Raw genomic sequence first — 17,566 nt, forward strand, 5'->3', positions numbered from 1 at the left:
AGTGGTTGGCTTTGCGCCATAACATAAGTTATTTGAAATTAGTAAGAAAAATATTTCTTTGAAATAAATAATTTGCTTGATCGAATCAAATTTTGAAGAAGGAGTTATGAAAATAAATAGTTGTGGTCTAGCCCCGATGGGAGCATGTATCCTTTTTGTGCTGGGGTTCAGCACAAAAGATACTGTGGAAAGCGGGAGGGAAGTGCATGAAAAAATGATCACTTTTGCTCCTGAAAAAAGCAATAAAAAAAAACACCAACTCTTCGGCTGGTGTTTTCTTACTACAAAAAAAACTATAAATATTTATTCTACTAATTCGGTTTGATTTCTGAAGACTAGTTCTCCATCGAATGCATCCAAAAGAATGATACTTTCTGTGGCAATATTGCCAGCCAGAATCTCTTTGGATAACTTGTTGAGTACGTCTCTTTGTATCACTCGTTTTACTGGTCTGGCTCCAAATTGCGGATCAAATCCTTTCTCGGCTAAATAGGCAATCGCGTCTGGAGTGGCGTCCATGGTGATGCCTTGAAGGGCCAACATTTTGGTCACCGATTTCAGTTGAAGGCTCACAATTTTAGTAATATTCTCGCTGCTTAGCGGAGTAAACATCACGATTTCGTCAATACGGTTTATGAATTCCGGACGCACCGTTTGTTTTAATAAACCTAGGACTTCCACTTTTGCAGCCTCGGTAGCGGCTTCCATACTTCCTTTTAAATTCTCAAATTTTTCTTGTATGATTTGGCTTCCCATATTAGAAGTCATGATGATAATGGTGTTTTTGAAGTCGGCAAGACGTCCTTTATTGTCCGTTAGTCTTCCTTCATCCAATACCTGCAACAGAATATTAAAAGTGTCTGGATGCGCTTTTTCAATCTCATCCAGTAATATCACGGAATAGGGTTTTCTACGAACGGCTTCGGTCAATTGACCACCTTCGTCATAACCCACATATCCAGGAGGCGCTCCCACCAATCTGCTTACGCTATGGCGTTCTTGGTATTCACTCATGTCGATACGGGTCATGGCATTTTCATCGTCAAATAGATATTCAGCCAGGGCTTTTGCTAATTCGGTTTTTCCTACTCCTGTTGTTCCAAGGAAAAGGAAAGTTCCCACCGGTTTTCTCATGTCCTGCAGTCCGGCACGGCTGCGACGTACCGCATCACTTACGGCTTCGATTGCTTCTTCTTGACCTACTACTCGCTGATGCAATTCTTCCTCCAGATGTAATAATTTTTCGCGTTCTCCCTGTAACATTTTCATAACAGGAATTCCGGTCCATTTGGCTACTACTTCGGCAATATCTTCTCTTGTAACTTCCTCTTTTATCAAGGAGCTTCCATCAGATTGATTTTCGACTAACTCTTCATGTAGAATGTTCAAGCGCTCTTGAGCTTCTTTGATTTTTCCATAACGAATTTCCGCTACTTTACCGTAATCACCTTCGCGTTCTGCACGCTCTGCTTCATACTTGTAATCTTCAATTTCGGTTTTGATGGACTGAATGTTATCAACCACATCTTTCTCCGATTTCCATTTGGCATAAATTTTATTTCGATCTTCTTTGAGATTGGCCAAATCCATTCCCAATATTTTGATCTTGCTTTCGTCTTTTTCTCTTTTTATGGCTTCGATTTCAATTTCCAGTTGCATTACCTTTCTGTCCAAAACATCTAATTCTTCTGGTTTTGAATTGATTTCCATTCGGATTTTAGAAGCCGCTTCGTCCATCAAATCGATAGCTTTGTCTGGCAGGAAACGATTAGTAATATACCGTTGTGACAATTCTACCGCAGCTATAATGGCCTCGTCTTTTATCTGTACTTTATGGTGAGTCTCGTATTTATCCTTGATACCACGTAAAATAGAAATGGCACTTTCGGTATCTGGTTCTTCGATTATAATTTTTTGGAAACGTCTTTCGAGCGCTTTGTCTTTTTCGAAATATTTTTGATACTCGTCCAAAGTGGTTGCACCAATAGCTCTCAATTCTCCACGAGCCAAAGCTGGTTTCAGAATATTCGCGGCATCCATAGCACCTTCGCCACCACCGGCACCAACTAAAGTGTGGATTTCGTCAATGAATAACACAATATCTCCTTCGGCAGCAGTCACTTCTTTTACTACGGCTTTTAGACGCTCTTCAAATTCTCCTTTGAACTTTGCTCCAGCAATAAGTGCTCCCATATCAAGTGAAAAAACGATTTTGTTTTTCAAATTATCGGGTACATCGCCATCTACAATTCTATGTGCTAAACCTTCTGCAATGGCAGTTTTTCCCACTCCGGGTTCTCCCACAAGCATTGGGTTGTTTTTTGTTCTACGGGTCAATATTTGCAGTACACGTCTAATTTCCTCGTCTCGACCAATTACAGGATCTAATTTTCCGTTTTTGGCCAATTCGTTTAGGTTTTTGGCATATTTATTTAATGAATTGTATGTTTCTTCAGCTGAGGCAGAGGTTACTCTTTCTCCTTTTCGCAATTCGTCAATAGCCGCTTTCAATCCTTTCTCAGTAACACCTTGGTCTTTTAATATTTGTGCTACCTTGCTTTTGGACCCAAAAATAGCTAAGATTAAATGTTCAATGGAAACGAATTCATCATTCATTTTCTTTGCAATAATCTCTGCTTCATTCAAGGCCGAGTTTGCTGTTCTAGAAAGCATGATCTCGCCACCCGAAACTTTAGGAAAACTTTGAATAGTACTATCCAAAATTTGAAGAAACAAGGGCACGTTTACATTGAGTTTTTTTAAAATGAAAGGCGCTACATTTTCGTCTACATCAAAAATAGCTTTAAAAATGTGTTCGTTTTCAATTTGTTGTTGGCCAAAACCTTGAGCCAATTGTTGGGAAAGCTGTATGGCTTCCTGTGATTTTATAGTAAATTTATTTATATTCATGATCTTTTAGTTTATGAAGTTATTTAGGTAACTTTGCTACTTGGTAATCAAGTTGTATTCCAATACAATAGTACGGACAAAATGGCGTATAAAACATGATTATTATCATATAAACTAGTCAAATTGACTTAATTAACGACAAAAAATGAGTTTTTTTAAAAATATTTTTAGTGGTTCAGAGAACCAAAATGATTCTAGCCCTAAAATGGACTGGAATAACTTAACTGATTTGGGACAGTTGAATGAAATCATTACACTTTCAAACGATACTCCAATTGCTATTTTTAAGCACAGTACTCGTTGCAGTATCAGCAGAATGGCATTGAAACAATTTGAAAATGAATTTGACTTCTCAGATAAAGTTACACCTTATTTTTTAGATTTAATAGCATATCGCGAAGTTTCTAATGAAATAGCGAATCGTTTTGGAGTGCAACATCAATCGCCTCAATTAATCTTAATTAAGGATGGAAAAGCAATTTACAATGCCTCCCACAGTGATATAGATGCTGGGGTTTTGAAGACTAAAGTATAGTTTTGAAGGTAATTAATTAAAATAAAATGGGGATAAACAAATGCTTAATAGTTGGAATTGTATGCGTTCAGTTATTAGTTTCTTGTCAAGTGGTTCGTATTACTGAAAATTCAAATTATAAAGAGTCTAGTTTTACTTTTGGTTTAAATAAAACTGCTGTACTTGTTGGTGATAACAATGTAGTAATTAGTGAATTTACCAAAACGTTTAATAAAAAATATAAGCAAAAGCATGACTTTGTAATGCAATATGACAGTTTATGCGCTAGTGCATTTAAACAAGATAATATTTTTAGAGAAGTATTACTTGATGAGTCTATCAAATTAATATCAAGTGATGCTTTGATATCTACTGAAGAACAACAAAAAAGGGTAGATTCATTATTTACAAATTCATCTGCTGACTATTTGATTAGGATAACCAATTATGAAATTGCAAATAGTATGCAAGGTAATATTGGTATGCCAATGGCTGGAGGCGGAGGTATGATAGGGAGTACACAAAGTGAAAGTTGTATTGTAAAATCTCATTTTCAGATTTATGACGTAAAATCACGTAAAAAGGTATTGGATTTTGAATCAAAAGGGAGCGCAGGTGTTATGTTATTTGCATTTGAAAAAGCCCTTGTAGGTGCTATGAACAATTCAATAAAAAATTCAGCTATTTATTTAAAATCTGGAAAAGTAAAATTTTAAATAATTTAGCAGTATTTAGTCAACTAAATGTATGACTACTGTTTTATTTCTGAAGTTTTTAAATAGCAAGTAAAAAAAGCCAGGAATTCATAAATTAGATTGTTTTAATTTGTGAATTCCTGGCTTTTTTTGTTTTTCTAAAATTCTCCACTTGAACCGCCACCACTAAAACCACCACCACCAAATTCCATATCAGATTCTAGTACAGTTTCAGGTTTTAGCCCAAGCTGAGAAGCGATTAATGCTTCGGAATTCATAAAAGCATTGGCTTTGGTAAAGCGATCTAGCCGGAACGTAATTCCCGTTGCCTTATTTTTTAATTTCTTCATAGCAAAATAAGTACAAGCAAACAACAGTAATCCTGCAATAGTCAAGAAGGTTTCAATGGGTAAAATAGCATAGTAAAAACGAATACTATAAATAGAGAACGTCATTGCCGATGCTCCAATCCAAAGCATAATACGGTCTTTCTTTAATAAAGAATAAACCAAATAAGCTGCAGGAACTATAAATGTGAAAGCGTAAAAGAAATAGGCAAACGAAATGTCGCTGTTTGGATCAATCTCCGCACCTAATAATGCAACTGATAGCTCTCGCACTACAAGATAATTTCCTGATAGGTAAAACAGAATAAGACTAAAACTATTTGCTAACAAAACTCCTTTATGATAAAATGTTGGTTTTAAATTTTTAAGAATCGGTTTACTAGAATAATAGATTCCTGCCGAAAACAACATCAATACAAATGGTAAAATGGTTTTCCCAGTAGCACCTAGTTCAAAAAGAGTATAAACCAAGCTAGAGGTTGTAGCAAAAAAAAACAGCAATGCCATAGATAAATGCATATATCGGAGATAACTTAGTAATGAAGTTATCATTAGTATTAGAGAAATGATTAATCCATTTCCATCTGTTGAAATTCCTATGGCCAAGGCCAAAGTTAGTTGCGCTCCTACTATAAAAGCATCATCTAATCCATATCCATAAAATTTTTGCTTACTCAAGAATTCTGCTGCTACAAAACCAACAAGGGCATAAAGGAAAATTAGAATTTTAAAGTTTTCAGCAATTAAGTCTACAATGATTAAAGTAAAGAAACTGCAAATCGAGGAATATAAAAAGATACCTAATAAGAAAAAGGCCCCTCTTATTAGTAGATTGTTATGCCTTTTAGGAATTATGAGTTCTTTTGAAATTTCGTCATACTGCTTTTTATTCATAAAACCAGCTTTTTCTAAAGATTGGGCTTGGTCAAGTAGCGTCACATTTTCAAGTTCTTCTTTATTGTATACTATCATCAGCGTTGTTTTTATTGAATTTCTTAATAAGACGAATAAATAGAATTATAGAACCGATAAAGTAAAAAGGCACTAAAAAAGAGAATGGTATCATTAAATCTTCAATGTTAATTAAGTCAATAATTTTAAATAAAAGGAAGTTTAAACCAAAATAGGTATAAAGAATAGTGAACACAAATAAGGATACTGATTTAAGGCTATAGCTTACTGTATAAAAGTAATAGCAACATACCGCTAATAGGATAATAAATACTCCCCAATAAGGTTCAAACAAATTATTGATACAAGAAATACTGATTAAATGTAAAGCAAAAGTCGAGAAGACTAAGTTGAAATGTTTTTTTAAGTCAATTTTAGTGCTATAAATGGACCAAATAATTAATACAAGACCCAAAGCAATGGCGGAGTAACTTAAGGAATCTGTTTGCTGAAAATCATTATTTAGCAAGGCTTGCGGACTTACCGATAATCCGATATAGGCTGCGAGCCCAGTTATTGCAATGGATAAAACAGTTTTATTATCAAAATAGTAGGCGCAAAACAATGCAATTGCAGTAGGAATCAAAGTGGCTAAGCCGTAATGGGTACCAAATGTACCGTATTGAAATTGGAGGTACCCTATGAAAGTGCAACTTAAAAGTATGGCTGCAAGAATGAGATAGTCAAATAAGGGGTTCTCAAAATAAGTTTGTTGTTTGTGAAATCCTACAGCATTTTTAAAACTAAAATAATAACAGATTACAGTTACTATTAATAATAAACTAAGAATGGCAATATGGCCAATGCTATCAACATTTTCATAAATTAAGATACCAATTCCTGAAGTAAACAATAAAACGGAGAGATATAGGAATAATTTGAGCTCAGTATTTACTGAAAAGATATTTAATCTGCGATAAGCGGCAATCTGATCCATTTGCTCTTTGTCGATTAATTGTTTCTCAAAAAGTCTATTAGTAGCATTTTCTTCAAATTTCCCCATAGCGTTGTGTTTTCGTTACTCCTATCAAATATACATTTATTCCTAGATTGTAAAACAAGTAGCGTTCTATTCGTTTTGTGACTTTAAATTAGGATCAAAAAAAACACACTGTGATTGACAGTGCGTTAGATAATTATTGTAAGATTGTAGTTTAGTAAGCAAGCTTCATTTTTTCCTTTATCTCAGCTAAGCATAAGTTGTTTATACTTCCTTCATGTGTATGTTTCGTTTCTTTTGGAGATTCAAATGTTCCATTTTCCAATTGCTCAGCAACGGCTTTATAAGCGTCTCTAAAAGGCATCCCCGCGACCACCATTTCGTTTAATGTATCAACAGTAAACAAGTAGTTGTATTTTGGATCGTTTAAAATATTATCTCTTACTTTGATGTCTTTGATAGAAAAAATAGAGATATCTAAACAAGCTTTTAGGTTTTGAATGGCAGGAAATAATCCTTCTTTCAATAGCTGTAAGTCCCTGTGATAACCAGATGGAAGGTTATTGGTAATTAAAGTGATTTCGTATGGCAACGCTTGAATCTTGTTGCATTTACCACGAATCAACTCAAAAACATCTGGGTTTTTCTTGTGTGGCATGATGCTGGATCCCGTTGTAAGATGTGCAGGCAGCGTAATGAAATCGAAGTTCTGACTCATGTATAAGCACACATCCATAGAGAATTTAGCTAAAGTAGCGGCAACACTACTCATAGCAAAAGCTAATGTTTTCTCCGATTTTCCGCGGCTCATTTGTGCTGCTACCGAATTGAATTTTAAGGTTTTGAAACCCAATTCTTTTGTGGTGAAAGTTCTGTCAATTGGGAACGAACTTCCGTAACCAGCAGCTGAACCTAACGGATTTTGATCTACAACTTTCAAGGCGGCATTCAACATAGTGATATCGTCAATTAAAGTTTCGGCATAAGCTGAAAACCACATTCCGAAAGAAGAAGGCATTGCAATTTGTAGGTGTGTATAACCCGGCAATAATACATTTTGATGTTTTTCTGCCGATTCCATCAACAAATCAAAAAGAGCTTTTACTTGCTCTTTAAGCTCTTTAACTACGTCTTTTAAATACAGATTGACGTCAACTAAAACTTGGTCGTTACGAGAACGTGCTGTGTGAATCTTTTTACCGGCATCACCTAGTTTTAAGGTTAACATATATTCGATTTTCGAATGTACATCTTCAAAAGTATCTTCGATTACAAAGTTTCCTTTTTCGACATCAGCAATGATTTCGTTTAAAGCGGATACTAAAAAATCAGTTTCAGTGGTAGTTAATAAGCCTATATTTCCTAACATTTTAGCATGAGCAATTGAACCCAAGGCATCATATTTAGCAAGAACTAAATCTAGATCTCTATCGTTTCCAACAGTAAATTGTTCAATTTGTTTATCTGTTGGTATTCCTTTTTCCCAAAGTTTCATAATTTTTTGTTTCAGGTTTAAAGTTTCAAGTTTTTGATTGAAGCTTAAATAGTATTCTTTTGTTTTGCTGAGATACTCAGAGTGTACTTAGAGTTTGTCTTTTCGTGTAGACTATTGTATCGCTATACTTGATTCTAGCCCTGATAACAGCTGCATGTCCCGATTTAGAGAAACAAGGCTTTTTTCAAGCCGTAGTTTTTATTTGTCGGGAATATAGCGGATAGCAGGGCACGAGCAAGGCGAACTGACGAAGTAAAAAGCTCCTAATTGTTTTATTGCTTTAAAAAATCCCCAAGTATTTTGATATACAGCTGGATTCCTTCCTCAATTTCGTTCAAATATATGAATTCGTCAGCAGAGTGTGAACGCAAAGTGTCGCCTGGTCCCATTTTAAGCGATTTGCAGCTCAAAACGGACTGGTCAGAAAGGGTAGGGGAACCATAGGTAGTTCTTCCTAAAGCAATCCCTGCCCGCACTAAACCATGTGTTGCCGGAATTGAAGAGGCGCTTAAATTCATGGAACGTGGCGTAACTTCAGCTTCAATATTTTCTTGAACGGTTTGTAAAATTTCCTGATTAGTATAACAATCGTTCACACGAATGTCAACTACCAAATCACATTCTGAGGGTACAACATTGTGTTGTTTTCCTGCGTTTATCTGAGTTACGGTCATTTTTACTGGACCTAATTGTTCTGATATTTTCTCGTAACGATAGTTTTTAAACCATTCCATTACAGGAATTGTTTTGTAAATGGCATTGTCATCATTTTGATGTGCAGCATGACTTGGCGTGCCTTTTACTTTGACATCAAGTACTAAAAGTCCTTTTTCGGCTATTGCCAACTGCATCAAGGTAGGTTCTCCAACGATGGCACATTCTAATTCTGGTAAGCTTTTTAACACGCTGTTCAAGCCTTTTTTTCCGCTGCTTTCTTCTTCTGCCGAAGCAACAACTACAATGTTATAAGGCAAGTTTTCTGAAGCATAGAAATGCACAAAAGTAGCCAAAAGCGAAACGAGACAACCACCAGCATCATTACTCCCTAAACCGTATAACTTACCGTCTTGGACAATTGCTTTAAAAGGATTATTTGTATATGCCTGATTTGGCCTTACCGTGTCATGATGCGAATTAAGTAAAAGGGTAGGTTTGTCTTTGTCAAAATATTTGTTATAAGCCCAGACATTGTTGTTTTCTCTCTCGAAAGGAATCTCGTTTGCTACAAACCATTTTTCGATTAAAGCGGCCGTTTGATCTTCTTCACCAGAAAAAGACGGGGTTTCAATCAAATTTTTTAATAATGCGATGGCTTCCTGCTTAAGTGTTTCTGTGTTTTTCATATTTTTTTCTACTAAGGCCCAGAGGCACTAAGTTTTGTTATTTTTTGAAAATTTGTATTTAACTTTTAGAGTTCGATATTTGTGTAAATTGCTGTCTTGTCTTGCAACATTCTATGATGGCCTATTTTTATTTTTTGAACTCCTTTTGACAAGCTATTGAAGCAGTTATCCAGTTTAGGAATCATACCAGAATGGATGGCTTTCTCAGCCTTTAATTTGGTGTATAATTCTTGATTCATTTTTTCAATCACAGAAGAATCATCCTCAGCATCAAATAAAACCCCTGGTTTCTCGAAGCAATAGTTTAAGGTTACTTCAAATACTTCAGATAAAGCAATTGCCAATTCGCTAGCAATCGTATCGGCATTTGTATTTAACAATTGTCCTTGTTTATCGTGTGTGATGGCGCAAAATACAGGAACAATTCCATTTGAAATTAAAGTTTCGAGTAACGCGGTATTCACTTTTTGCACATCACCGACAAAACCATAATCTATAGTGGGATGGTTTCTTGTTTCAGATTGGATTAAATTTCCATCAGCGCCTGAAAACCCCATTGCATTAGTGTCATTGGCTTGTAATTGAGCTACAATATCCTTATTGATTTGTCCTGCGTAAATCATCACAACAACTTCAAGCATAGCAACGTCAGTAATGCGACGTCCATCAATCATTTGCGGAACAAGACCAATGCTTTTTGCCATTTTTGTAGCGGATTTTCCTCCACCATGAACCAATACTTTATAACCTTCTATTCTTGAAAAATCAGATAAGAACTGCTTTAATTCCGAAGCATCATCAATGATATTTCCTCCAATTTTAACTATTGTAACAGCTGCTTTATTCTCCATTCTTCAATATTTTTTGCAAAACCAATTGGGCTGCATAAGTTCTGTTATTTGCTTGTTCGATGACAATTGAATTTTCACTATCCAACACTTCGTCACTAACGATAACATTACGTCGTACTGGCAAACAGTGCATGAATTTGGCATTGTTTGTCAATTTCATTTTCTCGGCGGTCACTGTCCAATTGGGATCTGAATTAGTGATTTTTCCATAATCACCATAGTTACTCCAGTTTTTAGTATAAATAAAATCAGCATTTTCAAAAGCTTTGTTTTGATCGTATTCGATTGTTGAATTCTTTGTGATTTCTGGATTCAATTCGTAACCTTCTGGATGTGTAATTACAAATTCAGCATCTTGTAACTGCATCATTTCCACAAAGGAATTGGCTACAGCTTGAGGTAAAGCTTTAGGGTGTGGTGCCCAAGATAAAACTACTTTTGGTCTATGTTTTGTTTTGTGTTCTTGCATGGTTATCGCATCTGCAAGTGCTTGCAGTGGATGACCTGTACAGCCTTCCATATTGACTATTGGTACTGTAGCAAACTTCAGAAAACCTGCCAAAACAGTTTCGGCATTGTCTTTTTCTTTATCTACCAATCCAGCAAAAGCTCGTACAGCGATGATATCGCAATATTGCGACACTACTTCAGCAGCTTCTTTGATATGCTCTGAAGCGCCTTGGTTCATGATAGCTCCATCTTCGAATTCTAAAGTCCATCCCTCATTAGTAAAATTCATCACCATGACATTCATACCCAAATTCAGAGCGGCTTTCTGAGTACTCAAACGCGTTCTTAGACTTGGATTAAAAAACAACATCCCTAAGGTCTTGTTTTTTCCTAGTTTTTTATTTTTAAGTGGCTTACTTTTTATTTTCAAAGCTGCTTTTACCCATTCAGAAAGGGAATCGATATTTTGTATTGATATGTAATTCATTATTTTATAGTTTAATCGATAGTTTATTTAATCGATTAACCGAATATTCGATTAACCAAATTAAATTTTTATACAATCTTTGTAAATGGAATTGCATTTTTTATTGCGTTCAAAATAAAATCGTCTTTCAACCCATTGACTACCCAAGTCTCAATATTAGCAGCTTTAGCTATCGCCGCTGCTTCAATTTTAGATTGCATTCCACCAGTTCCTTGGGATGATTTTGAATCGCCTACTTCTTGTTGCATCAATTGTAAATCAGTTACTAGCGAAATGGTTTCTGGAATGTCATTATGAATAGAAGCTTTCGTATAAATTCCGTTGGTATTCGTTGCAATTATTAAAATATCGACTTTTAGTAACACAGCAGTTAATGCTGCTAATTTATCGTTGTCACCAAACTGAATTTCGTCCGTCGCCACCGTGTCATTTTCATTAATAATCGGTATGTAATTGTTTTCGATTAATACGTTGATGGTGTTTACGATGTTAATCTTGGATTGCTCTTTTTCAAAATCAGAATACGACAATAAACACTGTGAAGTCAATAATCCCAAATCACTGAAATTTTCATGGAAAATCCGCATCAAATGAGGTTGACCAATGGATGCCAAGGCTTGCTTGACTATTATCTCTTTGCCTTTACTTTCCAATTTTACAAATTGTTTTGCCGCAGCGATGGCGCCAGAACTCACAATTACAAATTCGTATTCGTCGTTTAAAGCAGCTATTTGCATCCCAATATCCTCAATCTTTCCTCTGGAAATATGATTGGTTTCCTTGGTTAGTGTATTGGTTCCAATTTTTAGTAATACTCTTTTTTTTGCCATATTTTTTAACCGCAAAGTGCGCAAAGTTAGTTTTTAAACGAAACGTTGATAAGCGCTAAGTTCGCAAAGTGTTGTTAATATTTGAATTTTCCTATTTTCAATCTTTCGACTTTATGACTTATTTACCGAATCTGCCCATCACCGTAAATATACCATTTATTGGTAACGAGATGCTGTAAACCAATAGGGCCTCTTTGATGTAGTTTATCAGTGCTTATGGCTAATTCTCCACCTAGCCCTAATTGACCACCATCGGTGAAGCGTGTAGAAGCATTATGGTATACTGCCGCAGTATCTACGTTATCCATAAACTGCTGTGCGATAGCCTCATTTTTTGTAATTATCGAAGCGGAATGTCCTCCGCAATATTTATTGATTTTTTCAATCGCTTCTTGATCGGAATTAGTTGTACCAATAACAATTTTGTAATCTAGGAATTCTTCGTACCAAATCAAATCGTTTTCTATAAGCGGTACTTGAGTCGCCCTTGCAAAAGCTTCATCTCCTAGAACGGTAACATTAAACTCCTTTAATTTTGCTGTAAGTTTGTTTGCGAAAGCTTCCCAATCAGGAAGATTAGTGTCAATTAATACTTTATCTAGAGCATTGCAAACTGATATGTTTGAGGTTTTTCCATTGATAATAATTGCAAGAGCCTGATCTAAATCAGCTTCCTTGTTTACATACACAAAGTTGTTTCCTCTACCACTTACAATAACGGGACAGCTAGCGTGTTTTTTTACAAAATTAATTAGATTTTCACCACCACGAGGAACGATTAAGTCCACTTTTTGTGTTGGTTTTTCTAAAAATGCTTGTGTTTCTGTTCGGTCATAATTTAAGTATTCAACCCAAGATGTATCAACGTCAGAATCTTTTAAGGCTTGATGCCAAAGAGTAACAATCTTCTGATTTGATAATAAAGATTCTTTACCACCTTTCAATAGAATTTTGTTTCCCGATTTGAATGCTATTCCACCAGCCTCAACAGTTACGTCAGGACGAGACTCATATATGATAAGAATAGTTCCAAAAGCAGCTGTTTTATTACTAATTTTCAATCCGTTATCATGGGTGAAATTAAAACGAACTTGACCAATTGGATCTTCTTGGCTTGTCAATTGCTGCAGTGACAAAATCATGCCGTCAATTTTATTATCGTCTACTAATAAACGTTTCTCCATAGCCAAATCATCACCAGAATAATTGTTTAAATCCTGTTGATTAATTGTCTTAAGATTAGCTCTTTGTTCCTCTAGAAGTACAGCCATTCGACTTAATACGGCATTTCTATTTTCTATGGATAATACTATGTTCATTATTTTAATTTTGTGTTTGAGAAAAAAATCCAACCTATAAGTCATATAAATTTAAGAGTTTATATGACTTGTATATTTTGAAAGTTATTTCAATTCAGCCAATGACTCTCTCAGTGCAACGATAAAAGTGTCAATTGCTTCAGTTGTAATTGTTAAAGGAGGTAGAATTCTCAGTAAATTTTTGTTACTAGATCCACCGGTAAAAATATGCTTTTCAATGATCATTTTTTTTCTTAATGCACTTACGTCAAAATCAAATTCGACACCTAGCATTAATCCTCTTCCTTTCACTTTTATGATTTCAGGAATAACTTTGATGGCTTCCATAAAATAGGTTTCTACTTTTTTAGCATTCTCCATTAAGTTCTGACTTTCAATTACGTCTAAAACTGCAATACTTGCAGCACAAGCCAGATGGCTTCCGCCAAAAGTAGTTCCTAATAAACCGTAACTCGCTTCAAAATGAGGAGCAATTAGAATACCACCAATTGGAAATCCGTTACCCATACCTTTTGCCATACAGATAATGTCTGGTTTGATGTCATGGTATTGATGTGCAAAAAACTTCCCGCTTCTTCCAAAACCAGATTGAACTTCATCCAAAATTAAAACCACATCATTCGCTTTACATACCTTTTCTAAGGCTTGAAAAAATTCGGTAGTTCCTTGGTCTAATCCACCTACACCTTGGATTGGCTCGATTATGACAGCGCAAACATCTCCTTTTTTTAATTCCGCTTCCACCAAATCAATTTGGTTCAATGGCAAGAAAGTAACTATTTGCTGTGCGTTTAACGGTGCTATAATTTTTTTATTATCGGTAGTTGCTACTGCTGCAGAAGTACGTCCATGAAAAGCATTATCAAATGAAATTACTCTGGATTTATTGGTGTGGAAAGAAGCCATTTTTAGAGCGTTTTCATTGGCCTCAGCCCCAGAACTGCACAAAAACAAGCTATAATCAGTATAACCCGAAAGTTTCCCTAGTTTATCAGCTAGTTCTACTTGAAGTGGATTCTGAATTGCATTTGAATAAAAACTCAAATTATCCAATTGTGCTTTTACTTTCGCCACGTAATACGGTTGGGTATGACCAATAGAAATTACTCCGTGACCAGAGTATAAATCTAAATATTCAATTCCTTTGTCGTCTGTAATGATACAATCTAATGCTTTTACAGGCGTAATAGGGTATAATGGGTAAACGTCAAATAAGTTCATTTTGATTTTTTTGTTTAAATGGTTTAAGGTTTAAAGTTTAAAGTTAGCACTGTAACTTGAAACTTTAAACTTGAAACAAATTTTTTAGAATCCTGAAGGTTTCAAATGCAATCCAGTGGTTTCATCTAGTCCAAACATTAAATTCATGTTTTGTATAGCTTGTCCAGAAGCGCCTTTAACTAGATTATCAATAACCGAAGTAATTAATAACCGATTTCCTTTTTTCATTAAGCTAATAATGCATTTGTTAGTTTGCACTACTTGCTTCATATTAATATTAGTAGTGGTAACTGTTACAAAAGGTTGGTCTTGATATAAAGCCTGATATTTAGCAATCAAGTCCTCTAAGCTTTCTTCGACAGTTGTGTAAAGAGTTGCAAAAATTCCTCTGGCAAAATCCCCTCTGTTAGGTACAAAAATTAATTCATTTGTAAAATTAGATTGCAATTGATTGACACTTTGGTTAATTTCTCCTAAATGTTGGTGTTCAAAAGCTTTATAATGTGACATATTATTTGATCTCCAGCTGAAATGTGTAGTCTCCGAAGGAGAAACTCCTGCGCCAGTGCTTCCAGTAGTCGCATTGATATGAACGTCGTTATTCAATAGTCCATTTGCTGCAAGCGGTAATAAAGCTAGTTGTATTGCTGTTGCAAAACAACCTGGATTAGCAATATAGTTTGCATTTTTAATGTGGGTTTTATTCAGTTCAGGGAGACCGTAAACAAAAGACTTTCCTTCGAACTCTTTATCTTTCGTTAATCTAAAGTCATTTCCTAGATCGATAATCTTCGTGTGACTTGCAAATTTGTTGTTTTCTAAAAATGAGATTGATTTTCCATGTCCTAAACACAAGAAAACTACATTTACATTTGGGTTTACTGTATCAGTAAAGTTCATTTCGATATCACCCATTAAATCATGGTGCGCTACAGAAAGGGGCTTTCCTGCATTAGTCGTGCTGTAAACGAAATCAAGCTTGGTATTTGGGTGAAACATCAAAATCCTGATTAGTTCCCCAGCCGTGTATCCTGAACCTCCTATTATTCCAACATTAATCATAACTTATGTCGTTTACAGATGAAAATATATTTTGTGCATTTCCTAGAATCTTGATGAAACCTTTAGCATCATCAGATGTCCAAGCGTTATTCATTTCGCCATATTGTCCAAAACCAGTATTCATTAAATCATTTTCAGATTCGATTCCGTCAAGCGTAAAGTGATATGGTTTAAGTGAGACTGTTACAGTTCCGTTAACCGTTTTTTGCGTGTCTTCTAAGAAAGCTTCGATGTTTCTCATTACAGGATCAAGAAACTGTCCTTCGTGAAATAACATTCCGTACCAGTTTCCTAGTTGTTCTTTCCAGTATTGTTGCCATTTTCCAAGAGTATGTTTCTCTAATAAATGATGAGCTTTGATGATGATTAAGGGAGCAGCGGCTTCAAAACCAACTCTTCCTTTAATTCCAATAATAGTGTCACCTACATGGGTATCTCTACCAATAGCATAAGCATTTGCTAGTTTTTCAAGGATGACAATGTTTTTAGTGGGAGCATCTATTTTTCCGTTGATCCCTACTATTTGTCCTTTATCAAAATGTAACGTTACTTTCTCTTCCCCTTCTTTTTGCAATTGCGAAGGATAAGCTTCACTTGGAAGTGGCTGACTAGAAGTTAAGGTTTCTTTTCCTCCTACACTTGTTCCCCAAAGTCCTTTGTTGATAGAATATTGTGCTTTCTCCCAAGAATAATGTACTCCATTTTTTGACAAATAATCTACTTCTTCTTGTCTTGATAATTTTAAATCTCTAATAGGAGTAATGATTTCAATTTCAGGAGCGATGGTTTGAAAAATCAAATCAAAACGTATTTGGTCATTTCCAGCACCAGTACTACCATGAGCAATAGCTTCGGCACCTACAGATTTCGCATATTTTATGGCTTCAATAGCCTGGAAAACTCTTTCTGCACTAACGGATAGAGGGTAGGTGTTATTTTTTAGTACATTCCCGTAAATCAAATATTTAATAGCTTTATCATAATATTTATCAACGATGGTAAGGTTAGCGTGTTTTGCGCTTCCTAGCTCGTAGGCTCTTTCTTCAATGGCTTTTAGCTCTTCATCATCAAAACCTCCAGTATTTATTAATACGGTGTGAACTTCATATCCTTTTTCGTTTTTTAAATACTTAAGGCAATATGAGGTATCTAAACCTCCACTATATGCTAATACAACTTTTTTCATTTTTTGAGCTATTATGGGCTATCGGCTTGCAGGCGTTTAGCTGATTATATTTTTTATTTATATTCGAATTAATCTTGTAAGAAGAGCGATTGTTTAATTTTTTTTAATCGGTTCCAAATCCGGACATTAAACGGATGCTTTGGAGGTGTTTTTGGCTTTTCTTTAGGATCATAAAGCATTCCTGTACACAAGCACAATTTATTCTCTTTGCTTTTTAGAATTTCATAATTGGTACATGTTTGGCATCCTTTCCAGAAACTTGGGTCAGTAGTCAATTCAGAAAATGGGACAGGCTTGTATCCAAGTTCTGAATTTATTTTCATTACGGCTAGACCAGTTGTAATTCCGAATACTTTAGCATTTGGATATTTTTCCAAGGAGTAATCAAAAACTTTAGATTTGATTTTTTTTGCCAAACCTAAATTTCTATAATCAGGATGCACTATCAGTCCGGAATGTGCAACGTAATTGCTGTCTTGCCAACTTTCGATGTAACAAAAACCAGCGAAGACACCATTGTCTAATGCAATTACTGCATCCTTATTTTCCATCTTTTTTTGGATGTATTCCGGAGTACGTTTTGCAATTCCGGTTCCTCTCAGTAGGGCAGACGATTCTATGGTATCGCAAATTACTTGTGCGTACTTAAAATGTTCTTCCTGAGCTATAATAATTGAGATATTCATTTCAGAAGATGAATTTTTTATTAAAAAATGAGTTAGAAGTCAAATTTGAATACCAAAAGTTATTGGACTTATCTGTAAAAACATAGAAATAAAGTATTGAATAACAATTAGATATAAAAGTTATAAAATAGAGTAATTTGTTTTTTTTAGGATATGCTAATCCAATGCTTAACAGTTGAATTTTCAAAATTGGAAAAATGAAATATGAATAAAAATAAAGTAAAACTAATTTTGGGCACTATACTAATAGCATCCGTACTTCGGGAGAAGTAGAAGTTC

The 17,566-nt window shown here is 35.1% G+C and carries 15 protein-coding genes; 2 read left to right on the top strand and 13 right to left on the bottom strand.

Annotated features, from left to right (window positions below; all coding sequences use genetic code 11):
- Positions 1–303 precede the first annotated feature (303 nt).
- Complete coding sequence (clpB, locus tag HJ01_RS11995) at positions 304–2,910, bottom strand: ATP-dependent chaperone ClpB (protein ID WP_007138701.1); 2,607 nt, start codon at positions 2,908–2,910, stop codon at positions 304–306.
- Positions 2,911–3,055: 145 nt separating this feature from the next.
- On the opposite strand from clpB, the gene ytxJ reads away from it, so the two are divergent.
- Entirely contained in the window at positions 3,056–3,445 is a 390-nt protein-coding gene (gene ytxJ, locus HJ01_RS12000; RefSeq protein WP_007138702.1) for a bacillithiol system redox-active protein YtxJ, read from the top strand.
- A 26-nt stretch (positions 3,446–3,471) separates the two neighbouring features.
- Positions 3,472–4,140, top strand: a complete 669-nt coding sequence (locus HJ01_RS12005; RefSeq protein WP_007138703.1) for a hypothetical protein — start codon at positions 3,472–3,474, stop codon at positions 4,138–4,140.
- A gap of 137 nt (positions 4,141–4,277) precedes the next feature.
- On the opposite strand, the gene HJ01_RS12010 is transcribed toward HJ01_RS12005, so the two are convergent.
- The 12 genes from HJ01_RS12010 to HJ01_RS12065 form a co-directional block, all read right to left on the bottom strand.
- Positions 4,278–5,438, bottom strand: coding sequence for a hypothetical protein (locus HJ01_RS12010; protein WP_007138704.1), 1,161 nt, complete (start codon positions 5,436–5,438; stop codon positions 4,278–4,280).
- Positions 5,422–6,420: a DUF2157 domain-containing protein gene (locus HJ01_RS12015; protein WP_007138705.1), complete on the bottom strand. Its 999-nt coding sequence runs from the start codon at positions 6,418–6,420 to the stop codon at positions 5,422–5,424. The genes HJ01_RS12010 and HJ01_RS12015 overlap by 17 nt, the downstream gene beginning before the upstream one ends.
- Before the next feature lie 151 nt (positions 6,421–6,571).
- Positions 6,572–7,852 carry an argininosuccinate lyase gene (argH, locus tag HJ01_RS12020; protein ID WP_007138706.1) on the bottom strand — a complete coding sequence of 427 codons (1,281 nt, stop codon included), beginning with the start codon at positions 7,850–7,852 and terminating at the stop codon, positions 6,572–6,574.
- 272 nt (positions 7,853–8,124) lie between these two features.
- The gene (locus HJ01_RS12025) at positions 8,125–9,195 is read right to left on the bottom strand and encodes a M20 family metallo-hydrolase (protein ID WP_007138707.1); all 1,071 of its coding nucleotides are present in this window, start codon (positions 9,193–9,195) and stop codon (positions 8,125–8,127) included.
- Between the two features lie 65 nt (positions 9,196–9,260).
- On the bottom strand, positions 9,261–10,046 hold the full coding sequence (gene argB / locus HJ01_RS12030) for an acetylglutamate kinase (RefSeq protein WP_007138708.1): 786 nt from the start codon (positions 10,044–10,046) through the stop codon (positions 9,261–9,263).
- Entirely contained in the window at positions 10,036–10,983 is a 948-nt protein-coding gene (locus HJ01_RS12035; protein ID WP_007138709.1) for an N-acetylornithine carbamoyltransferase, read from the bottom strand. Before HJ01_RS12035 ends, argB begins: the two co-directional genes overlap by 11 nt.
- Before the next feature lie 68 nt (positions 10,984–11,051).
- Positions 11,052–11,813 carry a glutamate 5-kinase gene (proB, locus tag HJ01_RS12040; protein WP_007138710.1) on the bottom strand — a complete coding sequence of 254 codons (762 nt, stop codon included), beginning with the start codon at positions 11,811–11,813 and terminating at the stop codon, positions 11,052–11,054.
- Between the two features lie 122 nt (positions 11,814–11,935).
- Positions 11,936–13,132 (bottom strand): glutamate-5-semialdehyde dehydrogenase, encoded by a 1,197-nt coding sequence (locus HJ01_RS12045; protein ID WP_007138711.1) that lies wholly within the window; start codon positions 13,130–13,132, stop codon positions 11,936–11,938.
- 84 nt (positions 13,133–13,216) lie between these two features.
- Complete coding sequence (locus HJ01_RS12050; RefSeq protein WP_007138712.1) at positions 13,217–14,353, bottom strand: aspartate aminotransferase family protein; 1,137 nt, start codon at positions 14,351–14,353, stop codon at positions 13,217–13,219.
- Between the two features lie 84 nt (positions 14,354–14,437).
- Positions 14,438–15,415, bottom strand: coding sequence for an N-acetyl-gamma-glutamyl-phosphate reductase (argC, locus tag HJ01_RS12055; protein ID WP_007138713.1), 978 nt, complete (start codon positions 15,413–15,415; stop codon positions 14,438–14,440).
- Positions 15,408–16,601 carry an argininosuccinate synthase gene (locus HJ01_RS12060; protein WP_007138714.1) on the bottom strand — a complete coding sequence of 398 codons (1,194 nt, stop codon included), beginning with the start codon at positions 16,599–16,601 and terminating at the stop codon, positions 15,408–15,410. Before HJ01_RS12060 ends, argC begins: the two co-directional genes overlap by 8 nt.
- A gap of 68 nt (positions 16,602–16,669) precedes the next feature.
- Positions 16,670–17,287, bottom strand: coding sequence for a GNAT family N-acetyltransferase (locus tag HJ01_RS12065; RefSeq protein WP_007138715.1), 618 nt, complete (start codon positions 17,285–17,287; stop codon positions 16,670–16,672).
- Between the last annotated feature and the right edge of the window lie 279 nt (positions 17,288–17,566).

Source organism: Flavobacterium frigoris PS1 (assembly GCF_000252125.1).
Taxonomy (GTDB): domain Bacteria; phylum Bacteroidota; class Bacteroidia; order Flavobacteriales; family Flavobacteriaceae; genus Flavobacterium; species Flavobacterium frigoris_A.